Genomic DNA, 14992 nt, shown 5'->3' with positions numbered 1-14992 from the left:
ATAGCTCCCTTCGGGCCTGTAACACAATTTTATCAAGCATTGCGCAATCGTTTTTGTTAGACTGCGCCGCAATTTCGCAGGACATCTTTTTCTATGGTCTGGATTGATTACGCCATCATCGGCATCGTCGGTTTCTCCGCCCTCATCAGCCTGGTGCGCGGCTTTCTCAAGGAGGCCATGTCTCTGGTCACCTGGTTCGTCGCCTTTTTCATTGCCAGCCATTTCTATCCCGATCTCGCCGTCTATTTCACCTCTTTCTCCGATGCCATGGTGCGCAACGGTCTGGCCATCGCCGCCCTGTTCGTGGCGACCCTGATCCTCGGCAGCGTGGTGAACTACGTGGTGGGTCTGCTGGTGGAAAAGACCGGGCTTTCCGGCACCGACAGGGTGCTCGGGGTCTGTTTTGGCGCCATTCGCGGGGTGCTGATCGTCAGCGCCCTGCTGTTTTTCATGGATACCTTCACCAGCCTCTCCCAGAGCGACTGGTGGGTGGCGTCCAGGCTGGTGCCGGAGTTCAAGCCGGTGATCCAGTGGTTTTTCGGGTTCATGATGAACTCGTCCAGTTTTCTTCAACAGGTACAGTGACTTCGAGGTAGCAAAGACATGTGCGGTATTGTCGGTATAGTTGGCACCACCCCCGTCAATCAGGCCCTCTACGACGCCTTGACGGTGTTGCAGCACAGGGGACAGGATGCCGCCGGGATCGTGACCATTGACAGTGGAAACTTCCGGCAACGCAAGGCCAACGGTCTGGTGAAGGATGTGTTTGAAGTGCGCCACATGCAGCGCCTGAAAGGGAATATCGGCATCGGACACGTCCGTTATCCCACCGCAGGCAGCTCCAGTGCGGCAGAGGCGCAGCCGTTTTACGTGAACTCCCCCTACGGCATGGTGCTGGCCCACAACGGCAACCTCACCAACGCCAAGGAGCTCAAGGAGCAGCAGTTCAAGGTGGCCCGCCGTCACATCAACACCACCTCGGACTCCGAAGTGCTGTTGAACGTGCTGGCCCACGAGCTGGACTTGTGCGACAAGATGGCGCTGCGCCCGGAAGATATCTTCTCGGCGGTGCGCAAGGTGCACCAGCAGATCCGCGGCGCCTATGCCGTGGTCTCTCTGGTGATCGGCCACGGCCTCATCGGGTTCCGTGACCCGAACGGCATTCGCCCGCTGATCCTGGGTCGCCGGGTCGACGAGCAGGGGCAGGTGGAGTACATGCTCGCCTCCGAGAGCGTGGCCCTCGACGCCATCGGCTTCGAGACGGTGCGTGACGTCGCTCCGGGCGAGGCCATCTACATCACCGAGCAGGGCCAGCTCTTCTCCGAGCAGTGTGCGGAAAGCCCGCAGATGAACCCCTGCATCTTCGAATACGTCTACTTCGCCCGTCCCGACTCCTTCATCGACAAGGTCTCCGTCTATGCCGCCCGCCTCAACATGGGTCGCAAGCTGGGCCAGAAGATCGCACGGGAGTGGGACGATCTCGACGTGGACGTGGTCATCCCCATCCCCGAGACTTCCTGCGACGTGGCGCTGGAAATCGCCCACACCCTGGGCCTGCCGTACCGTCAGGGCTTCGTGAAGAACCGCTACATCGGCCGTACCTTCATCATGCCGGGCCAGACCCAGCGCAAGAAGTCGGTGCGCCGCAAGCTCAACGCCATCAGCTCCGAATTCAAGGGCAAGAAGGTGTTGCTGGTGGACGACTCCATCGTGCGGGGCACCACCTCCGAGCAGATCATCCAGATGGCCCGTGAAGCAGGGGCCGCCAAGGTCTACTTCGCCTCGGCCGCGCCGGAAATTCGCTTCCCCAACGTCTACGGCATCGACATGCCCACCGCCAACGAGCTCATTGCCCATGGCCGTGAAGTGGAAGAGGTGTGCAAGCTCATCGGTGCCGACGGCCTCATCTTCCAGGATCTGGAAGATCTGGAAGAGGCGGTGCGGGAGATCAACCCCGAGCTGCGCCACTTCGAGACCTCGGTCTTCAACGGCCACTACGTCACCTCCGACGTGGATCAGGGTTATCTGGACCACCTCAATGCCCTGCGCAGCGACGACAACAAGGCCGTGCGCGAGTGGCAGGAAGGGACCAGCAACCTCGAGATCTTCAACGAAGGCAGTTAAACGTTTTCAGATTGCCAGCGTGATGAGCAACAGGGGGGCCTCGGCCCCCCTGTTGCATGGATGCGCCTTGCGGCGAAACTGAGGGGGGCTCAGGCCAGATCCTCCCCGTTGCTCGCGATCACCTTCTTGTACCACCAGAACGACTTCTTGCGCCGGCGGGCCAGGGTGCCATGGCCGGCGTCGTCCCTGTCCACATGGACGAAGCCGTAGCGCTTGCTCATCTCGCCGGTGGAGGCGGAGACGAGATCGATGCAGCCCCAGCTGGTGTACCCCATCAGGGGCACGCCGTCCTCGATGGCGTCCCCCATGGCCTCGATGTGGGCGCGCAGGTAGTCGATGCGGTAGTCGTCCTCTATCTCCCCTTGCTCGTTCACTTCGTCCACCGCCCCCAGGCCGTTTTCCACCAGGAAGAGCGGCTTCTGGTAGCGATCGTGCAAGGTGTTGAGGGTGATGCGAAGGCCCAGGGGATCGATGCCCCAGCCCCACTCGCTCACCTCGATGTGGGGATTGCGCAGGGACTTGACCACGTTGGCCTCGCTGGTGTTGCCCGCATTCATGTCGGCGGCGGCGCAGCGGGAGGCGTAGTAGCTGAAGGAGACGAAATCCACGGTGTGCCTGAGGATCTCGTCATCTTCCGGCCCCTTCACCAGGGTGATCCCCTTGTCACTAAACACCCTCTGCGCATAGGCCGGATAGGCGCCCCTGGCTTGCACGTCGATGAAGAGGAGGTTCTCCCGATCTTTCTGGAGGGCGGTCCAGACGTCGGCGGGCTTGCAGGAGTAGGGGTAGAAGTTGCCCCCCGCCAGCATGCAGCCCACCTGGTTGGCCGGGTTCACCTCGTGGGCGATCCGGGTCGCCAGGGCGCTGGCCACCAGCTCGTGGTGGGCGGCCTGATACTTCACCTGATCCTGGTGCTCCCCTTGCTCGAACACCAGCCCCGCCCCGGAGAAGGGGCTGTGCAGCAGGATGTTGATCTCGTTGAAGGTGAGCCAGTACTTCACCAGGCCGTCGAACTGCTCGAAGCAGGTGCGGGCGTAGCGGGTGAAAAACTCCACCATCTGGCGGTTGCGCCAGGAGCCGTACTCGGTCACCAGGTGCATGGGCACATCGAAGTGGCACAGGGTCACCAGGGGCTCGATGTTGTACTTTCTGCACTCCTCGAACACCGCGCGGTAGAAGGCGATGCCCTCGGCATTGGGCTCGCGCTCGTCCCCCCTGGGGTAGAGACGGGCCCAGGCGATGGAGGTGCGAAACACGGTGAAGCCCATCTCGGCCATCAGGGCGATATCCTCCCGATAGCGGTGATAGAAATCGATAGCCCCGTGGCTTGGGTAGAACTCGTCATCTTGCAGGGTGATGCGCTTCTCCTGGCCGAGTTTGACCGCCATGCGGCGCGGGCCATGGGGGATCATGTCTACCGTGGTCAGCCCCTTGCCCCCCTCGAGATAGCCGCCCTCCGCCTGATTGGCGGCCAGGGCACCGCCCCAGAGAAAGCCCTCGGGAAATCTTGTTAACGACATTGGTTACCTCTTGTCATGTCTGAATGGGGTGTCACAGCCCGGCCTGCGCCTGGCTGGTGGCGACGGGTTGCACGGGCTCGGCGCGGGGGGCCGGGCTCTCGACCGGGATGTCCTCGAACCCCATCACCAGGGTCAGCACGAAGGAGAGCACCACCGAGAGGGCCATCACGCCGAACACCCAGGCGATGGTCATGGGGTTGGCCGGATCGAAGAACTGCACGCTGGTAAAGAGCCCGGGGGCGGCCATGGAGTGGCTGGCGAGCCCCGCCATGCCGGCGACGGCACCGCAGACAAAGCCGCTGATGAGGCTCGCGATGAGCGGACGCTTGAGGCGCAGGGCCACACCGTAGAGCGCGGGTTCGGAGATCCCCGCCATGATGGCGGAGGCGGCCGCCGCGAGCGCCGTCTGGCGCAGTTCCGGGTTTCGGGTGCGCCAGGCCACCGCCAGGGACGAGCCGCCAAGAGAGAGATTGGCGCCGATTTCGGATGGCATCACCATGCCTTCCTTGCCGGTCTCGGCGATGGTCTGGATGATGGTCGGGGTGAAGACGCGGTGCATGCCGGTCATCACCAGCAGGGGCCAGAGCGCCCCCATGATGGCCACCGACAGCCAGCCCAGGTAGTCGTGGACCGTGTAGACCAGGCCGGAGATGGCGGTGCCAATCCAGATGCCGACGGGGCCGATGAAGAGGATGGCCAGCGGCGCCGCGATCAGCACGATCAGCATGGGTTTGAGGAAGTTCTTGGTGACCGCCGGGGTGATGCGGTCGACCCAGCCTTCGATGTAGGAGAGGCACCAGGTCATCACCAGCGCCGGAATGACGGTGTAGGTGTATTTGACCGCGGTCACCGGGACCAGGGCGAAGGTCACCTGCTCCCCTTCGGCGGCTCTGGCCATCAGCTCGATGAAGCTGGGGTGCACCAGCACGCCTGCGATGGCGATGGCTAGGGACATGTTGGTCTTGAACTTGACGGCGGCGGAGGCGGCCACCATCAGGGGCAGGAAGAAGAAGGCCCCATCCCCGGCTACCGTGAGGATGGTGAGGGTCGAGGAGCCTTTCTCCAGCACGCCGGTCATCTCCAGCACCATGGCCAGCAGCTTGAGCATGGAGCCGCCGATGATGGCCGGGATGAGGGGGGACATGGTGCCAATCAGGGCGTCGAGGATGGCAGCGCCCATGCGGCGCAGGCTCCAGCCAGCGGAAGCCTCCGGAAGCGGAGTCTGCCCGCCGCCCTGGGGCAGCAGGGCCAGCACCTCGCGATAGGCGTGGGAGACGGTGTTGCCGATGATCACCTGACACTGGTTGTCCGCCTGCACCACCCCGAGCACGCCCGTGATGGCCTTGAGGGCAGGGCCATTGACCCGGGCGGGATCGCCGAGCACAAAGCGCAGCCGCGTCATGCAGTGGGTCACGGCGACGACGTTGTCGGCGCCGCCGAGTGCGGTGATGACGGTACCGGCCAGAGCCGCATAGTTTTTTGACATCGAGGTAGATCCTTTTCACCAAGTGGGCCTGCTCGCCCCCGCCGCCGCGAAGGGCGGGAACGCGCATGAAACTGAATGTGGAACCGGTTCCACATAGGGTGCGCGGCCTGAGCGCGGGAGACAAGCACCTTGTGCAGCGAGCGTCCGGATCCGTGAATGGGATCACTGAACCCGGGCCAGCACACCATTCGTGCGACGACAAGCCGGGGGCGGTGCAGTACACTGCGCCCCGTTACGAGCAAGGGAGAACACAATGACGACGATGCTGGAGGTGGCAAGGCGGGCAGGGGTGTCGAAGGCGACGGTCTCCCGGGTGTTGTCGGGCAACGGTTACACCAGCCAGGAGACCCGGGACCGGGTGCAGCAGGCCATCGAGGAGTGCGGCTATCGCCCCAACCTGGTGGCGAGGCAGCTGGCGACCAGGCATACCCGGACCCTGGGACTGGTGGTCACCAACACCTTCTACCACGGCGTCTACTTCGGCGAGCTGCTCTCCCAGGTGGCGCGGATGACCGAGGATCGCGGGCGCCAGCTCATACTGGCGGACGGCAAGCACAGCGCCGACGAGGAGCGCCAGGCCATCCAGTATCTGCTCGATTCCCGTTGCGATGGCGTCATCATCTATCCACGTTTTCTTGGGGTGGAGGAGATGGACGAGATCATCGAGCAGCATGAGCAGCCCATCATGGTGCTCAACCGGCGTCTGAGCCGCCATCCGGCCCACTGCGTCTATGCGGATCAGCAGGCGGCGGCGGAGGCGGTGGTGGACAAGCTGGTGGCCATGGGGCACAGGGAGATCGCCTTCATCGCAGGCTCTGCGGATTCCCCCACCGGCGCCGAGCGCCTGGCTGGCTACCGGCAGGCGCTGATCCGGCACGGCATCCCCGTGCTGGAGACCTTGATCGCCCCCGGCAAATGGACCCCCGCCTGTGGCGCGGCCGCCGTCTCGACCTTGCTGGCGCGAGGCGCTCGCTTCAGCGCCCTGGTGGCCAGCAACGATGACATGGCGATCGGGGCCATCAAACGGCTGCACGAAGCCGGTGTGATGGTGCCTGACGAGGTCTCGGTGGTGGGGTTTGACGACATCCCCCTGGCCCCTTACGTCATTCCCGCGCTGTCGAGCGTCAAGATGCCGGTGAACGGGATGATCCAGGAGACCATCAACCGCCTGATCACCATGGTGGAGGAGGGGAGCCGGGACGCACTGCCCGCCTTCAGCGGCACCCTGATCCGCCGCGACTCCCTCAGGCGTCTGACGGGCTGAGCCATGATGGCGGTGGGCAGGCCGGGCGGGATCCGTTAGCATAGGCCCCCCGGCGCCAGGCGCCGCGTGTCGTATCAACAGATGAGAGTTCAGATGGATGACCTGTTAGCCCCCGTTCGCCAGTTCCTGCATTGCGAGACCCCGGATGAGTGGGTGGAAATGGCGCGGGATCCCGCCCAGTTGCCGACCCTGCTTATCGATCACGCCAACTGCGAGAACAAGGCGGCACTCACCGCCCACAGCCTGGTGCGCCGCTACTGCCTGCCCAAGGAGAAGCGTCACCTGCTGCCCAAGCTGACCTTCTACCGGGAGCTCGATGCCTTGCCGGAGAAGGCGGAGATCCTCGGCAAGCGCACCATGGGCGAATCAGACAGGAGCGTGTTTGCGGAGCTGGAGCGCAATCCCCTGCTGTTCCCCATGGTGCGCCTCATCCAGGAGGAGCTGCACCACTTCGAGCAGGTGCTGGAGATCATGGCCGCACGGGGCATCCCCTATGGTCCCGTCACCGCCTCCCGCTATGCCCGCAGCCTGCTGACCCATGTGCGCACCTACGAGCCGGCGGCCGTGGTGGACAAGATGATCATCGGTGCCTATATCGAAGCGCGATCCTGCGAGCGTTTTGCCAGGCTGGCCCCTCATCTGGACGAGGAGCTTGGCCGCTTCTATGTCTCCCTGCTGCGCTCGGAGGCGCGTCACTATCAGGACTACCTGGCCCTGGCACAGACGTTCGCAGACGAAGACATCAGCGAGCGGGTGGCCTTCTTCGGTCGCCTGGAGGCCGAGCTCATCTGTTCGCCGGATCCGCAATTCCGGTTCCATAGCGGACTGCCTGTCAGATCTGACAGTTGTTGAGGTGACGGGGGCTGCCTACCATTCCCCTGTTCCTACTACGAGCGACGCAATCACTTTTTGAGCGCAATCCCCCGGCGACTGATGAGACATCAGGCCGGGTTTTTTTATGTCTGGCACAAGGGGAAACGCGCCGCGGGATCAGCGGCGGTATTCGTTGTTGTAGTTCTGAATGAGGCGGCGGGTGACGTCGTGCTGGGGGTCGGCGAAGACCCGCAAGGTCTTGCCGCGCTCCACCACACGCCCTTCGTGCATCACCAGCACCTCGTCGCTGATGTGGCTCACGATCCCCAGATCGTTGGCCACCAGCACATAGCTCAGCCCCATGGTCTCCTGCATCTCCAGCAGCAGGTTGATGATCTGGGAGCGTACCGAAATATCCAGGGTCGAGAGCGCCTCGTCCGCCACCACTATCTTGGGATTGAGGATGAGCGCCCGTGCCAGCCCCACCCGCTGCTGCTGGCCGGCGGAGAGCATCTGGGGATAGAAGAGGGCGTGGTCGGGCAGCATGCCCACCATGCGCAGGGTCTGGATCACCTTCTCCCGGCGCTCCTCCTCGCTCAGGGCCGTGTTGAGGCGAAGGGGGGTCTCCAGGATCTGGCCGACCCGGATTTTCCGGTTAAGGGAGGTGTTGGGGTCCTGGAAGATCATCCGCAGCAGCTTGCAGCGTGTCTGGTAATCGCCGTGGACCATGGGTTGCCCCTCGATGGCGATCTCCCCGCCGCTCGGTTCAATCATGCCCGCCAGAATGCGGGCCAGGGTGCTCTTGCCCGAGCCCGCCTCCCCGACGATGGCCAGGGTCTGGCCCACTTCGAGATCGAACGAGAGGGGCTTTATCGCCTCCACCGCGCGGCGCCTGAACAGGCCGGTGCGGTTCTGGTAGGTCTTGCACAGGCCCCTGACCTGCAACAGGGAAGGTTCGGTCACGACGTGGTCTCCTTGGGTGTGCTCGCCGGATAGAGGGGCTGACGGGGCGGGCAGGTGCCCCGGATCAGGGTCTGGTGCCGGTTCATTTCTTCGGTTCTTCCATGTTGAGCGGGAAGTGGCAACTGAACTGATGCCCCTTGACCTTGCTCATCAGCGGCGTCTGCACGCACTGCTTCTGGGCGTAGGGGCAGCGTGGGCCGAGGCGGCAGCCGATGGGCAGATGCTGCAGCGGCGGTATCACCCCGGGCAGGGTCTCGAGCCGGGACTTGTGGCGCACCAGTTTGTCAAAGTCCGGGATGGATTTGAGCAGGGCATCCGTATAGGGGTGGTGAGGGGATTCCAGGATCTGGTCCCGGGTCCCCACTTCCACCATCTGGCCGCAATACATGATGTTGAGGGTGTCGGTCAGGTTCGCGATGGCGGCGATGTCGTTGCTGATGATGAGGATGGTGGTATTGCCCAGCTTGTTCATCTTGTCCAGCAACCGCAGGATCTGGGAGTGGGTGGTGGACTCCATGGCGCTGGTGGGCTCGTCCGCCACCAGCAGGCGCGGCTGGTTGGCGATGGCCATGGCGATCATCACCTTCTGGCACATGCCGTCCGACAGCTCGTGTGGATAGGCCCGCATCACCTTGCGGTGATCCTTGACCCCGACCCGGTGCAGCAGGGCGATGGCCCGCTTCTTGCGCCACTGGAAGCGCTGCCAGAACTTGCCGGTGAAGGCGCTGGTGGGGATGGCCTCCTCGAGCTGGGTGCCTATCTCCTCGGAGGGGTCGAGGCAGCTGATGGGGTCCTGGAAGATCATCGCTATCTCCCGCCCCATGATGCGGCGTCGTTCCTTGGGCGCCATGGTCAGCAGGTCCATGTCGTTGAAGCGCATCCGGTCGGCGCGCACCGTCCAGTTGTCCTTCTGGATGCCGACGATCACCTTGGCCACCAGGCTCTTGCCCGAGCCGGATTCCCCCACCAGCCCGCGGATTTCCCCCTCGTTCAGGGTCAGGCTGACTCTGTCCACCGCCTTGACCTTGCCCTGGGGGGTGTCGATTTCGATGGTGAGGTTGCGTATGTCGAGCAGGGGCATCAGCAATGTCTCCCGTTCAGGGCGCAGCCGGGTTGCTCAGGGCGTCCGGGGGCGGGGATAGATAACAAGGCTGGCAACATCAGTCGTTCCCCTCTTTGAGTGCTTCGCGAATGCCTTCGCCCACCAGGTTGGTCACCAGCACGCTGAACAGGATGGCCATCCCGGGCAGGGTCACCGTCCAGGGGGCCAGATAGATAAGATCGCTCGAATCGGCCAGCATGGCACCCCACTCCGGCTGGGGAGACTGGGCCCCGAGACCGAGGAAGCCTACCGCAGAGATGTCCAGGATGGCGGCGGAGAGGGTGCGGGTGGTCTGGGTCACCAGGGTCTCGACGATGTTCGGCAAGATGGCCAGACGCATGATCCGCTGGGGCGGAGAGCCGTCGAGGCGGCTGGCGATGATGTACTCCTTCTGCATCTCGGCGTGGACCGCGTTGTAGGTCGCCCGGATGAAAGGCGGTATCAACGCGAGCGTGATGGCGATCAGGGTGTTGAACAGACCCGGCCCCAGGATGGCCACGACGATGATGGCCAGCAGCAGGGACGGGATGGAGAGCAGGGTATCGAGCAGGTGATGGAGCACGCTCGACTTCACCCCCTTGCTCATGCCGCCGAGGATGCCGATGGCCGAGCCGATGACCAGCGCGATGAGCACCACCAGCAGGGCGTTGCCGAAGGTGAGCCTGGCCCCGGCCACCAGACGGGAGAGGATGTCGCGCCCCAGATCGTCGGTCCCCAGGAAGTAATCGATGTTGCCGCTGTTGGCCCAGGAGGGGGCGAGCAACAGGTGGTTGCTGTGCTGATCGTCGATGCCGTAGGGGATCACCAGGGGACCGATGAGGGTCACCAGCAGCAGCAGCCCGAAGCACCAGAGCCCCGCCATGGCCAGCGGGTTGCGCCGGTAGGAGGCCCAGGTCTGCTCCAGGGGGGAGAGGATCTTGAGCTCCGGATAGATGTTCGATTTATCGTGCATGATGCAGGCTCCCGTGCTGGTCGCAAGGGGATGGGCACGTCTGTGCACCGGTGGCCCATGGGCCGCCGTGGTTCATCCACAGACCGCAATCAATCTTGTCTTGCATAGAGTTCTTTACGCCGTGCCGGATACATGATGGTGGTCAGCAGATCGGTGCTGACGCTGATGAAGATGACGAAGCTCGCCACCACCAGGAAGGCGCCGCGGATGGCGGCGTAGTCCTGCAGCGCGATGCTGCTCACCAGCCAGCGGCCGATGCCGGGCCAGTCGAACACCACCTCGGTGATCATGGCGGAGGTGAGCACGCTGCCAAGTTGCAGCCCCAGCAGCGGCAACACCGGGGGCAGGGCGTTCTTGAGCCCGTGACGCCAGACGATCTGGCGGCGGGAGAGTCCGCGGCTGGCGGCGGCCTTGATGTAGTTCTGTTTCATCACGTCGATGAGGGAGCTGCGCACGTGGCGGATCACCTCGGTGGTGGGCACCACGGCCAGCACCAGGGAAGGCAGTACCAGATGGCGCAGGGCATCGTGCAGGGCCGCCTCCCGCCAGGGCTCCTGGCTCATCAACACATCGACGATGGCGATCCCGGTGATGGAGGGCACGTCGTAGAGCAGGCTGATCTGGCCGGAGGAGGGGAGCCAGCCAAGATCCAGAGAGAAGAACATCACCATCAGCAGCCCCAGCCAGAAGACCGGGATGGCATAGCCGACGAGGCCGGCGGCCATGATGGAGAGGTCCGGGCTGCGCCCCTGATAGAGGGCCGCGAGGGTGCCCAAGGGGATGCCCACCAGCAGCGAGATGGCGAAGGCGGCGAGGCAGAGGGTCAGGGTCGCCGGGAAGTAGTGACGGATCTCGTCGAGGACCGGCTGGCCGGAGACGCTGGAGAGCCCGAAATCCCCGGCGGCGATGCGCTGGAGGAAGTCAGGATAGCCGTGCCAGAAATCCAGCACCTGGGTGATGAGGCGAAACTCCAGGAGGTAGGCCCCCAGAGTCAGCACCAGGAGGGTGATCACCAGCAGGGTGATGCGGCGCAGGATATAGAAAAACATGCTTATGCCTCCTGGGGACGGTGCGCCGATGGCCCGACGATGGAGTGGTTCTCTGTCATGGTCACTCCCGATGGGCCTGGTTGAAGGTGGTGCCGCCAAAGGGCATCAGGGTCAGTCCCTGAATGTCGCTGCGACTCACCTGGGTTCTCAGGGCATGGGCCAGGGGAATGAGCGGCAACTGCTCGTTGAGCAGGGACTGGGCATAGTAATAGTTGCGCAGGCGGAAGGCGAGCTGCGGGGTGGTCACCGCATCGTCCAGCAGCTGATCAAACGCCGGGCTGCACCAGCGGCTGTAGTTGTTGCCCCGCTCGACGGCGGCGCAGCTCAGCAACTGGCGGAAGAAGTTGTCCGGATCCGCGTTGTCGGCGATCCAGCCCGAGAGCAGGCTGTCATATTGTCCATGGGCGAGCCGGGTCTCGATGACCGGCCAGGCCTGCTGCACTATCTTGAGGCTCACCCCAATCTTGGCGAAATCGCTGCGCATCAGTTGCGCCGTCTTGAGGCCGTCCGGGTTGTAGGGACGGGCGCCGGGTTGCACCAGCACCTGCATCTCGAAGCCGTTGGGGTAGCCCGCGTCCTTGAGCAACTGGCGAGCGAGCGTGAGATCCGGCTTGCGCTGGGGCAGGGAGGGGTTGTAACCCCAGGAGAGGGGCGGCAGCAGGCTGGCGGCGCTCTGGCCGGTCTCGAAATAGACCGCCTGCAGCAGATTCTGCACATTGATGGCGCTGGCGAGGGCCTGGCGCACCTGCACCTTGTTGAAAGGGGCCTTGCGGGTATTGAGGGCGAGGAAGGCGACGTTCATCCCCGACTGCACCGACAGATCCAGGAGGGAGTCTTTGTCTATCACCGACAGCTGGCTGGCAGAGGGGGTGCTCATCACGTCGCACTCGCCGGTCAGCAGCTTGGCCAGGCGCTTGGAGGACTTGGGCGTGATGTCGTAGATGAGCTGCTCCATTCTGGCCTCGCCGCCCCAGTAGCCGGGGTGACGCAGGTAGCGCACGAACTCGTTGTGGCGATACTCCTTGAAGCTGAAGGGGCCGGTGCCGATGGGGCGGCTGTCCAGCAGCGCCGGGGTGCCGGCCTTTAGCATCTGCTCCCCGTACTCGGCGGAGAGCACGATGGCGTAGTCGCTGGCCAGGGTGGCGAGGAAGGAGGCATCGGGGCGGTTCAGCTCGAACACCACCTCATAGGGCCCCTTCTTGTAGACCCGCTTGATGAGGTTGCCGAGCCCCAGGCTGTAAAAATAGGGGTACTCGCCGCCGGAGACGGCGTGGAAGGGGTGGTGTTCGTCCAGCAGACGCTGCCAGGTGAACAGGACGTCGTCGGCATTGAAGTGACGGGTCGGGCTGAACCAGGGGGTTCGGTGGAAGGTCACTCCCTTGCGCAGGGTCAGGGTATAGGAGAGGCCGTCCTCGCTGCTTTGCCAGCGGGTGGCGAGCCCCCCTTCGATGCCGAGGGTGTTGGCATTGACCTCGAGCAGGCGATCGTAGATGGGACGTGCACTGGCATCCAGGGTCGCATCCGAATTGGCAAGCTGCGGGTTGAAGGTTCGGGGTGCCCCTTCGGCACAATAGATGAGCCCGGTTTTGGAGGCTTCATCGCGTTTCTGACAGCCGCTGACCAGGACCAGAAGACCAAGCAGCAGGGGGGTGAGCATTCTCATGTTGGAACCATGTTTTCAGACAAAGTTGCCCGCCAGGGGGCGGGCGCGTTGCGGGGGGCGGCCGGGCAGGCGCTCCCGTCAGGGGTGACGTGCGCCGCGTTATCCGCGCGCACAGACCCGGTGCCAGGCATCAGCCCGCCTCCTGGTTGCCACTGTCGTCATCCCCGTCCAGCAATTGATATTTGCGCAGCATCCCCCGGAACTGGTGATAGCTCAGGGCCAGCAACTGGGCTGCTTTGCGCTGATTATACTGGGATTGCTGCATCGCTTGCTTGAGTAAATTAATCTCGTACTCCGCCACCGCCCCTTTGAGATCCAGCGGCAGGGTCGGGGTCGGGGCCGTCTCTGCCGAGGTCGGCGCGTCCGTGGAAGGGGCGGCGTCACCTCGGGCACGGGGGCGCCAGGGGGAGTCAAAGGGATTGAGCACCAGATCCGCCAGCGGCAACTGGGGGTTGCCCTGGCGATAGAGGCTGCGCTCCACCACGTTCTTGAGCTCCCGCACGTTGCCCGGCCAGGGGTAATCTTGCAGCAGCTGGGTCGCCTTGCGCGAGAAGCCGGCAAAGAGCGGATACCCCAGCTCCCGGGTCATGCCGTGGGCGAAGTGCTCCGCCAGCATCAGGATGTCCTCGCGCCGCTCCCGCAGGGGGGGCAGGGTGATGACATCAAAGGCGAGCCGGTCCAGCAGGTCGTGACGAAACTGTCCTTTCTGTGCCAGTGCAGGCAGATCCTCGTTGGTGGCGCACACCAGCCGCACATCCACCTTGAGAGGCTTGGCTCCGCCCACCCGCTCGAACTCCCCGTACTCGATGACCCGCAGCAGTTTTTCCTGCACCCGGGCGCTGGTGGTGGCCAGCTCGTCGAGGAAGAGGGTGCCGCCGTCGGCCCGCTCGAAGCGCCCCTGATGACGCTTGGCGGCGCCAGTGAAGGAGCCCGCCTCGTGGCCAAACAGCTCGGTCTCCAGCAGGCTCTCGCTCAAGGTGGCGCAGTTGATGGTGACAAAGCTTTGATCCCAGCGATCCGAGAGATAATGTAGGCGGTGGGCGATGAGCTCCTTGCCGGTCCCCCGCTCGCCGATGATGAGTACGGGCTTGCGCAGCGGCGCGAGGCGCGATGCCTGCTCGATGATTTCTAGAAATGCGTTGGATTCACCCAACAGACTTTCCGTGGCCGTGGTCATCCCTGCCCCTGTGAGTTGAAAAATCTGGTTAATCTTACCAAAAGTTGGTTATTTTAATCATCACTTGTTTCCCCGGGACTTGAACTGCATTCTGAGTGCCCATATAAATCAACAAGTTAAATATTGTTCCAGATTGGCACACAAGTTGCCATTGTCAATGGAGACACAACCCGATGCCTATCACAGGAGTACAATCATGAGCATTTTTTCTCGCCTGGCCGACATCATCAATTCCAATCTGACGGCCCTGCTCGACAAGGCGGAAGATCCCCAGAAGATGGTGCGTCTGATCATCCAGGAGATGGAAGATGAACTGGTGAAGGAGCGCTCCAACCTGGCCCGCTTCCTCGCGAATCAAAAAGAGATCGGCCGTCAGGTGAGCCGCCATCAGGAGCGGGTCGCCGAGTGGCAGGGCAAGGCCGAGCTGGCCCTGACCAAAGGGCGCGAAGATCTGGCCCGTGCCGCCCTCATCGAGAAGAGCAAGCAGGCGGAGCTTGCCGACGCCCTGGCTCGTGAACAGCAGGCGGTGGACAGCGGCATCGAGAAGCTGGGGGAGGAGATCCGTCAGCTGGAAGCCAAGCTGGAAGACGCCCGTGCCCGCCAGAAGGCGATGGCCATTCGCAGCGAAGCCGCCAGCAGCCGTCTCAATGTGCAAACCCAGGTGGCCCGTGGCGACAGTCAGGCCGTGGTGAGCAAGTTCGAGCGCATGGAGCGCCGCATCGACGAGATGGAAGCCCGCGCCGATCTGGGGCAGTCCGACAAGGCGCTCGCCCAGCAGTTTGCCGAGCTGGAAGCGGACGACCAGATCAGCCGCGAGCTGGAAGCCATGCGCCAGAAGCTGGGCCAGCACAATCCGGCACCGAAACAGGGAGAGTAACA

General features: G+C 63.6%; 13 protein-coding genes. 5 read left to right on the top strand and 8 right to left on the bottom strand.

All coding sequences use genetic code 11. The annotated features are described in order from the left end of the window. Nucleotides 1-93: 93 nt before the first annotated feature. Both I6L48_RS15415 and purF read left to right on the top strand, forming a co-directional pair. Complete coding sequence (locus tag I6L48_RS15415) at nt 94-585, top strand: CvpA family protein (RefSeq protein ID WP_010674522.1); 492 nt, start codon at nt 94-96, stop codon at nt 583-585. 18 nt (nt 586-603) lie between these two features. Next, entirely contained in the window at nt 604-2124 is a 1521-nt protein-coding gene (gene purF / locus I6L48_RS15410; RefSeq protein WP_041215287.1) for an amidophosphoribosyltransferase, read from the top strand. A gap of 89 nt (nt 2125-2213) precedes the next feature. Here purF and I6L48_RS15405 read toward each other — a convergent pair whose 3' ends face one another. Both I6L48_RS15405 and ascF read right to left on the bottom strand, forming a co-directional pair. Next, a complete protein-coding gene (locus tag I6L48_RS15405) occupies nt 2214-3644 on the bottom strand; it encodes a 6-phospho-beta-glucosidase (protein ID WP_049637159.1) in 1431 nt (476 codons plus the stop codon). 31 nt (nt 3645-3675) lie between these two features. Continuing rightward, nucleotides 3676-5130, bottom strand: coding sequence for a PTS cellobiose/arbutin/salicin transporter subunit IIBC (gene ascF / locus I6L48_RS15400; RefSeq protein WP_049637160.1), 1455 nt, complete (start codon nt 5128-5130; stop codon nt 3676-3678). Nucleotides 5131-5383: 253 nt separating this feature from the next. Between ascF and I6L48_RS15395 the strand changes: the two genes are divergently transcribed. Continuing rightward, complete coding sequence (locus I6L48_RS15395) at nt 5384-6394, top strand: LacI family DNA-binding transcriptional regulator (RefSeq protein ID WP_216987420.1); 1011 nt, start codon at nt 5384-5386, stop codon at nt 6392-6394. 93 nt (nt 6395-6487) lie between these two features. Continuing rightward, nucleotides 6488-7246 carry a tRNA-(ms[2]io[6]A)-hydroxylase gene (gene miaE, locus I6L48_RS15390; protein ID WP_042016277.1) on the top strand — a complete coding sequence of 253 codons (759 nt, stop codon included), beginning with the start codon at nt 6488-6490 and terminating at the stop codon, nt 7244-7246. Between the two features lie 138 nt (nt 7247-7384). Here miaE and I6L48_RS15385 read toward each other — a convergent pair whose 3' ends face one another. From I6L48_RS15385 to pspF, 6 genes are all read right to left on the bottom strand, one after another. After that, nucleotides 7385-8170, bottom strand: a complete 786-nt coding sequence (locus I6L48_RS15385) for an ABC transporter ATP-binding protein (RefSeq protein WP_039039015.1) — start codon at nt 8168-8170, stop codon at nt 7385-7387. 82 nt (nt 8171-8252) lie between these two features. After that, nucleotides 8253-9251, bottom strand: a complete 999-nt coding sequence (locus tag I6L48_RS15380) for an oligopeptide/dipeptide ABC transporter ATP-binding protein (protein WP_010674529.1) — start codon at nt 9249-9251, stop codon at nt 8253-8255. Nucleotides 9252-9330: 79 nt separating this feature from the next. Next, nucleotides 9331-10224, bottom strand: coding sequence for an ABC transporter permease subunit (locus tag I6L48_RS15375; RefSeq protein ID WP_010674530.1), 894 nt, complete (start codon nt 10222-10224; stop codon nt 9331-9333). Nucleotides 10225-10313: 89 nt separating this feature from the next. Further along, entirely contained in the window at nt 10314-11273 is a 960-nt protein-coding gene (locus I6L48_RS15370) for an ABC transporter permease subunit (protein ID WP_010674531.1), read from the bottom strand. A gap of 61 nt (nt 11274-11334) precedes the next feature. Next, entirely contained in the window at nt 11335-12930 is a 1596-nt protein-coding gene (locus tag I6L48_RS15365; RefSeq protein WP_113070370.1) for an ABC transporter substrate-binding protein, read from the bottom strand. 136 nt (nt 12931-13066) lie between these two features. Continuing rightward, nucleotides 13067-14113, bottom strand: coding sequence for a phage shock protein operon transcriptional activator (gene pspF / locus I6L48_RS15360; protein WP_113070369.1), 1047 nt, complete (start codon nt 14111-14113; stop codon nt 13067-13069). A 196-nt stretch (nt 14114-14309) separates the two neighbouring features. Here pspF and pspA point away from each other — a divergent pair, with 196 nt between their 5' ends. Beyond that, complete coding sequence (pspA, locus tag I6L48_RS15355) at nt 14310-14990, top strand: phage shock protein PspA (RefSeq protein ID WP_216987419.1); 681 nt, start codon at nt 14310-14312, stop codon at nt 14988-14990. Nucleotides 14991-14992: the final 2 nt, after the last annotated feature.

It is taken from the genome of Aeromonas sp. FDAARGOS 1418 (assembly GCF_019048585.1).
GTDB lineage: Bacteria > Pseudomonadota > Gammaproteobacteria > Enterobacterales > Aeromonadaceae > Aeromonas > Aeromonas caviae.
This window is presented reverse-complemented; position numbering and strand designations above follow the sequence as displayed.

Excerpts from the sequence above, each read along its gene's own strand:
- I6L48_RS15415 (WP_010674522.1), top strand. The coding sequence starts at position 94 with ATGGTCTGGATTGATTACGCCATCATCGGCATCGTCGGTTTCTCCGCC.
- purF (WP_041215287.1), top strand. The coding sequence starts at position 604 with ATGTGCGGTATTGTCGGTATAGTTGGCACCACCCCCGTCAATCAGGCC.
- I6L48_RS15405 (WP_049637159.1), bottom strand. The coding sequence starts at position 3,644 with ATGTCGTTAACAAGATTTCCCGAGGGCTTTCTCTGGGGCGGTGCCCTG.
- ascF (WP_049637160.1), bottom strand. The coding sequence starts at position 5,130 with ATGTCAAAAAACTATGCGGCTCTGGCCGGTACCGTCATCACCGCACTC.
- I6L48_RS15395 (WP_216987420.1), top strand. The coding sequence starts at position 5,384 with ATGACGACGATGCTGGAGGTGGCAAGGCGGGCAGGGGTGTCGAAGGCG.
- miaE (WP_042016277.1), top strand. The coding sequence starts at position 6,488 with ATGGATGACCTGTTAGCCCCCGTTCGCCAGTTCCTGCATTGCGAGACC.
- I6L48_RS15380 (WP_010674529.1), bottom strand. The coding sequence starts at position 9,251 with ATGCCCCTGCTCGACATACGCAACCTCACCATCGAAATCGACACCCCC.
- I6L48_RS15375 (WP_010674530.1), bottom strand. The coding sequence starts at position 10,224 with ATGCACGATAAATCGAACATCTATCCGGAGCTCAAGATCCTCTCCCCC.
- I6L48_RS15370 (WP_010674531.1), bottom strand. The coding sequence starts at position 11,273 with ATGTTTTTCTATATCCTGCGCCGCATCACCCTGCTGGTGATCACCCTC.
- I6L48_RS15365 (WP_113070370.1), bottom strand. The coding sequence starts at position 12,930 with ATGCTCACCCCCCTGCTGCTTGGTCTTCTGGTCCTGGTCAGCGGCTGT.
- pspF (WP_113070369.1), bottom strand. The coding sequence starts at position 14,113 with ATGACCACGGCCACGGAAAGTCTGTTGGGTGAATCCAACGCATTTCTA.
- pspA (WP_216987419.1), top strand. The coding sequence starts at position 14,310 with ATGAGCATTTTTTCTCGCCTGGCCGACATCATCAATTCCAATCTGACG.